Origin of the sequence: Celeribacter sp. (assembly GCF_048266405.1) — a bacterium.
GTDB lineage: Bacteria > Pseudomonadota > Alphaproteobacteria > Rhodobacterales > Rhodobacteraceae > Celeribacter.
Window position 1 is genome coordinate 1 of sequence record NZ_JBLWZO010000032.1, and the last position, 8,136, is coordinate 8,136.

7 protein-coding genes and 2 pseudogenes are annotated in these 8,136 nt (G+C 60.3%); 8 read left to right on the forward strand and 1 reads right to left on the reverse strand.

Annotated elements, in window-relative coordinates:
* From ACN0TS_RS18765 to ACN0TS_RS18790, 6 genes and pseudogenes are all read left to right on the forward strand, one after another.
* Positions 1-732: pseudogene (locus tag ACN0TS_RS18765) on the forward strand (hypothetical protein); the annotation flags it as partial.
* The gene (gene trx-GI, locus ACN0TS_RS18770; protein ID WP_000786814.1) at positions 722-1,162 is read left to right on the forward strand and encodes a heat resistance system thioredoxin Trx-GI; all 441 of its coding nucleotides are present in this window, start codon (positions 722-724) and stop codon (positions 1,160-1,162) included. The pseudogene ACN0TS_RS18765 and the gene trx-GI, both read left to right, overlap by 11 nt.
* 3 nt (positions 1,163-1,165) lie before the next feature.
* The gene (gene kefB-GI, locus ACN0TS_RS18775) at positions 1,166-2,875 is read left to right on the forward strand and encodes a heat resistance system K+/H+ antiporter KefB-GI (RefSeq protein ID WP_023326110.1); all 1,710 of its coding nucleotides are present in this window, start codon (positions 1,166-1,168) and stop codon (positions 2,873-2,875) included.
* A gap of 2 nt (positions 2,876-2,877) precedes the next feature.
* Positions 2,878-3,375 carry a heat resistance protein PsiE-GI gene (psiE-GI, locus tag ACN0TS_RS18780; RefSeq protein WP_001514138.1) on the forward strand — a complete coding sequence of 166 codons (498 nt, stop codon included), beginning with the start codon at positions 2,878-2,880 and terminating at the stop codon, positions 3,373-3,375.
* Complete coding sequence (locus ACN0TS_RS18785) at positions 3,353-4,318, forward strand: zinc metalloprotease HtpX (RefSeq protein ID WP_004118756.1); 966 nt, start codon at positions 3,353-3,355, stop codon at positions 4,316-4,318. The genes psiE-GI and ACN0TS_RS18785 overlap by 23 nt, the downstream gene beginning before the upstream one ends.
* Positions 4,319-4,342: 24 nt before the next feature.
* On the forward strand, positions 4,343-5,494 hold the full coding sequence (locus tag ACN0TS_RS18790; protein WP_000323730.1) for a S1C family serine protease: 1,152 nt from the start codon (positions 4,343-4,345) through the stop codon (positions 5,492-5,494).
* A gap of 224 nt (positions 5,495-5,718) precedes the next feature.
* Here the strand turns inward: ACN0TS_RS18790 and ACN0TS_RS18795 are convergent.
* Positions 5,719-6,114 (reverse strand): annotated as a pseudogene (locus ACN0TS_RS18795) (IS5/IS1182 family transposase); the annotation flags it as partial.
* Between the two features lie 224 nt (positions 6,115-6,338).
* Here ACN0TS_RS18795 and ACN0TS_RS18800 point away from each other — a divergent pair.
* The gene (locus ACN0TS_RS18800) at positions 6,339-7,334 is read left to right on the forward strand and encodes an IS110 family transposase (RefSeq protein ID WP_004118750.1); all 996 of its coding nucleotides are present in this window, start codon (positions 6,339-6,341) and stop codon (positions 7,332-7,334) included.
* Between the two features lie 193 nt (positions 7,335-7,527).
* Positions 7,528-7,956: a GFA family protein gene (locus ACN0TS_RS18805; protein WP_001554382.1), complete on the forward strand. Its 429-nt coding sequence runs from the start codon at positions 7,528-7,530 to the stop codon at positions 7,954-7,956.
* The last annotated feature ends 180 nt before the right edge of the window (positions 7,957-8,136 follow it).

Sequence of the window (8,136 nt, forward strand, 5' to 3'; positions counted from 1 at the left end):
CGAATGCCTCTACTGTCGAAACTTGAGGCTGTCGCAAGGCGTGAGCTGGCTTATCTGCGGGCCGTCGGCGATTTACCGCGCGATTATCCGACGCTGCGCGACGTGGTGGATGAAGCGATTGTCCGAGCTAAGGTGGAATGGCAATCCGTGCCGGGGGAAAAAGAGGCTTACACCGGTCTTTTGAAGCATCTGTTCGCCGTCCTGGATAACGAAGTGGCAAGCAGCCGGCAATTTGGCGGATTCGTTTCTCTGGACGCGCCGGTCGAACCGGATGCCCAAGACGTGGCCGAGGCCATGGTGGAAGAGGAAATCTTCGAATTTTATCAGCACGATGACACACTCAAGCTGGCCGATATTTTCGCTGGCAGTCAGCATCCCGATGTCGCAACGATCGCGGAACAGGAGGAGCTGATTGATCGGTCGAGCGAGTTCGCTTTTGCATTTGACCTGCTGAAGGACATGCCGCGTTTGTGGCGGCGCATTTTTCTGCTTATCCGTGTGGACGGGCTGAATGCCAGCAGCGTCTCTGAAATCCTGCTGATTCCTAGTAAGGAAGATGCTGTCCGAAGGTGGCTCATGCAGGCCGAAGCATTCATCGCTGCTCATCTGGAAGAGGCCGGAGTAAGCAAAAACGGGAACGATTGGATCCAAGGCGTTGATTGGTCGGCATTGTCTGTGACCCGAAGCGAGGCAGCCTCACTGTGGTCCAAGGAGGCGAACCATGAAGAATGATCTTCACCTCGTCTGCCCGCATTGCCAGTCCATCAACCGCGTACCGACTGCGAAGCTATCGGAACATCCCAACTGTGGCCGCTGCCAGCAGCCCTTGTTCACGGGCGAGCCCATCGAGTTGACTACGGCGACGTTCTCGCGCCACGTGGAGCGCAGCGATCTGCCGCTGCTGGTCGATTTCTGGGCGCCATGGTGCGGGCCGTGCAAGATGATGGCGCCACAGTTCCAGCAAGCGGCGCACCAGCTCGAACCGAGGATCCGGCTGGCGAAGGTGAATACCGAGGCTGAGCCCCACCTGGCCGCGCAGTTCGGTATCCGCAGCATCCCGACGCTCGCCCTGTTCCAGGGTGGGCGGGAGATCGCCCGTCAGGCCGGCGCGATGGGCGCGCAGGACATCGTGCGCTGGACGTCGACGCAAGTGGGGCGCTGACCGATGCAGGGCTTGCTCGGCACTACGCTAATCCTGCTGGCGGCTTGCAGCCTGGCGGCGATGGCCACGGCGGCGTTCAGAGTGCCCGCCTTGCTGGGGTATCTCTCTGTCGGCGTTGTACTGGGCCCCTCAGTCATCGGCGTGATCGCGCCGGGGGAGACGCTGAGCTTTCTGTCCGAGCTGGGCGTGGCGCTGCTGTTGTTCATGGTCGGACTGGAATTCTCCCTCGGAGACTTCTGGCTCGCCCGCAGGACGGTGCTGATGGCGGGCGCTCTGCAGATGATCGCCGTGGCCCCGCCGCTGATCCTGCTATTGATGTGGCTGGGGCAGCCCGGCCAGAGCGCCGCGCTGCTCGGCACTGCGGCGGCCATGTCGTCCACGGCGCTGGTCAGCCGACAACTGGCCGACCAAGGCGAGCTCACCACCCGCCACGGACGCAGTGCCATCGCCGTGCTGGTCTTTCAGGACCTGGCCAGCGTGCCCCTGCTGGCCTTGCTGGCGATCTGGGCGCGCGGCGAGTCGCCGAAGATCGAGCATGTGCTGCTTGAAGTATTCGGTGTGCTGCTGCTGTTCGCGGCAGCGGCCCTCGTCTCGCGCCGTCTGTTGCATGGCCTGCTGGGCTGGGTGGCGCGGCGGGGCCACGAGGAATCGTTCGTGCTCGTCTCCTTGTGCGTGGTGGTGGCTGCCGCCGCTGCTGCGCACGCGGTCGGCGTATCCGCCGCCCTGGGGGCCTTCCTCGCCGGGATGGTGCTGGGCGAGAGCGACTTCCGGCACCACATGGAAAGCCACCTCAGGCCGTTTCGCGATGTGTTGTCGGGCGTGTTCTTCGTGACCATCGGCCTGCAACTGGACGCAGCACAGATTCTTTCGGCACCGCTGGCGGTGCTGGCGTGGCTGGTGGTGCTGGTACCGGTCAAGATCCTGCTCAATACGCTGGCCTTGCGGGCGACGCGCCTGTCCGCCCTCGATGCCTGGCGCACGGGCATAGCGTTGGGGCACGGCGGCGAGTTCGCCCTGCTGTTGTTGGGCACGGTCTTGCAGCAGCATCTGATCCCCGCGACCGTCGTCCAACCCATGCTGGTCGCGCTGGTGCTCAGCATGGCCCTGGCACCGCTACTGATCCGCCATCACGATGTACTTGCCCGGTTCTTGAGCCGCACCGGCGGCGTCATTCAGCCACCCCAGGCTGAAGAAGTCGAGATCGCCGCGCAGACGACGCGATATCGAGACCATGTCATCGTTTGCGGCGCGGGCGAGCTTGGCCTGACAGTCAGCGAGATTCTTCGCCACGCCGGCGTGGCGCATCTGCTGCTGGAGGCGGACGCGCAGAAGGTAGAGGCCGCGCGTGCCGCCGGCGCGCCGGTGTTCCATGGCGATGCCAGTCGGCCCGATACCTTGCTGGCTGCCGGCTTGACGCATGCGCACTTGGTGGTGCTAACGTTCGCCCATGCCCAGCAAGCGTTGCGCATCGCCCAGGCGATTGCCGAGCGCCGTCCGGCGCTAACCTTGTGGGTGTCATGCAGAAGTACGACCGCGGCCGATGCATTTCGCGCCATGCCTAACGTGCGCGTGTATCAGCAATCCTTTGCCGCAGCTATTGGGCTGGCGGAACAGGTGATGTCGACGCTTGGCATGTCGACCGAGTTGATTGAAGGACACATCAGCGCAATGCGCCGCCGTCTCGACAGCAGCCGTTTTCCAGGGAGTTCATAGTCATGAAATCAAAACGCCTTAACCCATTTCAGGTCTTGCGTGACCAATTGGCCATCATGAGTTTTTACGAGCGCTTCGAGCAGGTCGTCGCGCTCGTGCTGTCGGCGGTGATCGCCGTCATCATCATGGTGTCGCTGTTCCAGCTCATCTCCATCGTCTTCACGCTGCTGGTTCTCGATGCCTTCAATCCCCTGGACCACAAGGTATTCCAGAGCGTGTTCGGCATGATCATGACGCTCTTGATCGCGATGGAGTTCAAGCATTCCATCGTGCGCGTGGCGCTGCGTCGGGACAGCATCATCCAGGTTAAGACGGTGGTCCTGATCGCGGTGATCGCACTCTCCCGCAAGTTCGTGATCCTCGACTCCGACGCGAGCCCCGCAAAGATAGCCGCGCTGGCAGGCGCCACGCTGGCTCTGGGTGCGACCTACTGGCTGCTGCGCAAGCGCGGCGACCGCGCCGCCGAGACCTCTGAGCATGACCCGTCATCATCCGAGTGATCCGCGCACTGTGCTCTTGCAACACCGCTGGCTCAACCGCCTGCAGACCGGGCTGTTGGTCCTGACCCTGGTCGGGATCGCAGCCGCAGCAGGGAGACTGCCATTTGGGGAAGGCTGCCTGTGGCTCGCGCTGTTTGCCGTTGCAGGTGCGTTGCTGCTGGACCCGGTAGCCGCGTCGGCGCTGAGCTTGCGCCTGTACCGCGTACGGACCTTGCACCCGCAACAAGCCCACGAGATGTGGGCCCTGTTGCGCGAGCTGCCCGCCCGTGCCGGTTTGCCCGCCACGCCGGTGCCGCACTATGTGCCCAGTGCCGTCGTCAACGCCTTCGCCACCGGATCGAAGCAGGAGGCATCGATCGCCCTCACCGATGGCCTGCTGCGCAGCCTGAGCCCACGCGAGCTGGCGGGTGTGTTCGCGCACGAGGTCGCGCACATCGCTAATGAGGATCTGCGTGTCATGGGGCTGGCGGATTCCGTCAGTCGCCTCACGTGCCTACTGGCCCTTATGGGACAGATCGCGATCCTGCTCAGCCTGCCCGCGCTGCTGGTTGGCGCGGCGGAGGTCTATTGGCCTGGTCTATTGTTATTGGCCGCATCGCCCCAACTGGCCCTGCTCGCACAGCTCGGCTTGTCTCGCGTGCGTGAGTTCGACGCTGACCGCCTTGCGGCGGAACTGACTGGCGACCCGCAGGGGCTGGCGTCCGCGCTGGCGAAAATCGAGCGGGTCAGCCGCTCCTGGCGTGCCTGGCTATGGCCGGGATGGGGCAATCCCGAGCCCTCCTGCTTGCGCACGCGTCCGGCAACGCAAGAGCGCATCGCACGCCTGCTGACGTTGGCGCCTGGGCCAGCATCAGCGTTGCCACTCCGCGCGCCCCATTTTTTGCCGGAATCCGCTTTGGCGACGCGCCCACCGCGCTGGCGCCCGAGCGGGCTGTGGCGCTGATTGCCCATCAACAGGAGACGTCTCATGGCCTATCTCGACCCGTACCAACGCCCCGCGCCGGACCGCTTCGTCCGGCGCTGGCTCTTCATCACCGCCTGTATTGCCGCGCTCATGCTGCTGTGGCAGTTTCTGCCCGCCATCGAGGCCTGGTTCAGTCCGCGCGAGGCAGCAGAACGCACCGTGATGGCGCGTGGCGATCTGGCGGCGGACGAGAAAACCACCATCGAACTGTTCGAAAAATCACGCGCCTCGGTGGTCTACATCACCACCGCGCAATTAGTACGCGATGTCTGGACGCGCAACGTGTTCTCCGTGCCGCGCGGCACTGGCTCGGGCTTCATCTGGGACGACGCCGGCCACGTCGTCACCAACTTCCACGTCATCCAGGGCGCGTCCGAAGCCACCGTCAAACTGGCCGACGGCCGCGACTACCAGGCCGCGCTGGTGGGGACGAGCCCCGCGCACGACATCGCCGTGCTCAAGATCGGCGTCGGTTTCAAGCGCCCGCCGGCCGTGCCGGTCGGCACCAGTGCCGACCTCAAGGTGGGTCAGAAGGTGTTTGCTATCGGCAACCCCTTCGGCCTGGACTGGACGCTCACCACTGGTATCGTCTCCGCGCTCGACCGCTCGTTGCCGGGAGAAGCGGGCGGCCCGGCCATCGATCACCTGATCCAGACCGACGCCGCCATCAACCCCGGCAATTCCGGTGGCCCGCTGCTCGATTCGGCTGGGCGGCTGATCGGCATCAATACCGCCATCTACAGTCCGTCTGGCGCCTCGGCCGGCATAGGCTTTGCGGTGCCGGTCGATACCGTCATGCGCGTGGTGCCGCAACTCATAAAGACCGGCAAGTACATCCGTCCGGCGCTGGGCATCGAGGTGGATGAGCAGCTCAACACGCGTCTGCAGGCGCTGACCGGCAGTAAGGGCGTATTCGTATTGCGCGTGACGCCGGGCTCGGCGGCGCACAGGGCCGGGCTCGTCGGCGTCGAGGTCACCGCAGGCGGCATCGTGCCCGGCGATCGCGTTATCAGCATCGACGGTATCGCCGTTGACGACGTCACCACATTACAGGCCCGGCTAGACGACAAGAACGTTGGAGATGTTGTGGTCTTGTTAGTGGAGCGGGCCGGCAAGACTCGCGAGATGCTTGTGGAACTACAACCGGGAGTTTGATGGAAAGTGGGTCATGGATCTGCACAGCGAAGCAGCCAAGCGACTTCAGCCTTGCGCCGAACTACGAGCCCTAGCTAGGGATGGTCTGAAGTAGCCCTGTATTTCCGGCTGGCTTCAGCCACTGCTGATTTTGAAAGCGGTGAACTGATCAAAAACGATCGGATCACTCGCTCATTTCGGTGCTTTCAGCCGTCGCGAGCACCTTGCGACGGCCATTTTCCGCATTACAGGCGCACCTCTCCTGCGCTTGCCAGCAAATGTCGGCGGGCCATCCATAGGTTCGACAGGGCAAACAGCGTCACCAGTTGTGCAGTGTTCTTCACCAGCCCTCGGAAACGTACCTTGGTGTAGCCGAACTGCCGCTTGATCACGCGAAACGGGGGCTCTACCTTCGCTCGCACTTGCGCCTTGGCCTTCTCGATCTTGCGCTTGGCTTTGTACAGGGCGCTGCGTTTATCGAGCATCTTGTAGGTGCTGCGGCGTGCTGCGACCTGCCAGATCACTTCTCGGTCGGCATGCTCGGAGCGCTTTTCGACGCCTGTGTAGCCGTCATCGGCGCAGACGACGTTCTCGTCGCCGTGCAGCAGTTTGTCGACCTGGGTGACATCCGCCACGGTGGCTTGTATCTAACAGTTTGTGGTGATTAGCTACCACCACTGAAGCAGAGTGAGCCGCCCCCTTCCCTTAAGGTCAGAAAAGTCGGCACCGCTGAACCTTGATTTGCAGCACATGGCCCTCCGCTTCACCTTTCACGCCAGCACATCAGGTTGAACGGTTATCGGGAGCTCGACTCCGTATGTACAAGGCGAACAGGCGTGACGGTTTATGTGAGAGGAGTTTGACCATGTTTCCAGTCGGCATTGACGTAAGTAAAAACACCCTGGATCTTTGCATGCTTTATGACGGTATCAAAGGACGCATAAAAACCCGTAACATCCAGAATAACAGACATTCAGTTGAAAATATTCTTCGCTGGCTCAGGCTTCAACATTGCAGTCCGGAAGATGTTCATGTGGTAATGGAAGCTACCGGTGTTTATCACGAACGGCTGGCCACTGAATTACATGATGCCGGTTTCCGGGTTTCTCTGGCCAACCCTCACCGTAGTCGGGAGTTTGCGCGTGGCATGGGAATCATGACAAAAACGGATAAGGTGGATGCGTATATGCTGGCCTGTTACGCATTCCTTAAGAAGCCACACCGCTGGGAGCCGCCGGCACCCGAAATCAGATATCTCGGTGCACTCCTGCGACGGCGGGATGTTCTGCTGGGTGATGCCCTGCGTGAGGAGAACAGGCTGGAAAAATACCTGTCGACAGACACACCTGCAGATATTATCAGTTCCTGCAGGCGTATGGCGCAGCTTCTGCGCGAGGAGGTAAGTAATATCGAGCGGCAGATAAAAGCACATATCAAAGCCAGCCCTGCACTGAGGCGTGATTATACACTGCTGACCTCAATTAAATCGGTTGGTCCCCAGCTGGGGATGCATATGCTGGTCGTGCTTCGCAGCCATAACTTTGTATCGGCTGAGCAGGCTGCCGCCTTTCTGGGCGTGGTGCCGATCGAGAAACGCTCAGGCACATCGGTCCGGCGCCGGCCGCGGATGTCGAAAATCGGCCCCCCTCAGTTGAGAGCGAAGCTTTACATGTCCGCCCTGTGCGGAAAAATCTACAATAAGCGAATGCGTAATATTTACGATGAGATGTGCCTGCGGGGTAAACCTAAAATGGTGGCCATTGGCGCGCTGATGCGGAAACTGGTGCACTGGTGTTATGGCGTCCTGAAGACCGGAACCGTTTTTAATGACGAAGACCTGAAACCGGCACTGTCAACCTGACTATACCAGGCTGGCATTAAACACAAGGTAACGCTCACTGCAATAAGTGAGCGCAGTCCGTTATGAGCGAAGAGCGGATATTCAGACCGACTGATAGCTGATTTTGAGTTGCCAAAAAGAGCGCTCCTATTCAGTACAAAAAAGATGGTAATGTTTCATAAAATCTCTTAGGCCTTGCAGGAATGGTTTTGAAATGAATGGATCTTGTTTGTGTGGAACAATTGAATTTGAACTTACTCATAAACCAGCAGTGTTTTATCGTTGTCATTGCTCGCTTTGCAGAAAGCAGAGCGGCGTGGGTTACAATCTCGCCACACTAGTCAAAGACAGTGAGTTTCGCTGGATTAAAGGGGAAAACTGCATTGCTTCATGGTCTAAGCCAACGGGGTACCGTACAGATTTTTGCAATGTATGTGGCTCAACTGTGCCTAACAGTCTGCGAGACGTACCTTATGTCTGGGTTCCTGTTGGTTTAATTGACGAACGTCTTGAAATGGAATGTGCAGGAGACTTCTGCACTGATGATGCAATGCCCTGGGATGAAACCCGCTCACCTAGTTGTCACGCTGGACCTGTCGAGTCTCTAGCCTCGCTTTTAAAGTACCTGAAACTCAATTCCTGAGCGTCAGCATTTGGCACAAAGCAGACGTTAAGACTTACAGCATCGGGAAACTTCTGGATGCCGCGTCAGCGGCATGGAGGCGCCAGATGAGGTTACATGTGTCTGTGGAGTCAAATGGCGCCGAAAGCCCGGCGTAGCCGGTTACCGGGCTATAAATTCTGCCACCCTACCCCCTGCCCT

Coding starts and splice junctions, on each gene's coding strand:
- trx-GI (WP_000786814.1), top strand. CDS start 722: ATGAAGAATGATCTTCACCTCGTCTGCCCGCATTGCCAGTCCATCAAC.
- kefB-GI (WP_023326110.1), top strand. CDS start 1,166: ATGCAGGGCTTGCTCGGCACTACGCTAATCCTGCTGGCGGCTTGCAGC.
- psiE-GI (WP_001514138.1), top strand. CDS start 2,878: ATGAAATCAAAACGCCTTAACCCATTTCAGGTCTTGCGTGACCAATTG.
- ACN0TS_RS18785 (WP_004118756.1), top strand. CDS start 3,353: ATGACCCGTCATCATCCGAGTGATCCGCGCACTGTGCTCTTGCAACAC.
- ACN0TS_RS18790 (WP_000323730.1), top strand. CDS start 4,343: ATGGCCTATCTCGACCCGTACCAACGCCCCGCGCCGGACCGCTTCGTC.
- ACN0TS_RS18800 (WP_004118750.1), top strand. CDS start 6,339: ATGTTTCCAGTCGGCATTGACGTAAGTAAAAACACCCTGGATCTTTGC.
- ACN0TS_RS18805 (WP_001554382.1), top strand. CDS start 7,528: ATGAATGGATCTTGTTTGTGTGGAACAATTGAATTTGAACTTACTCAT.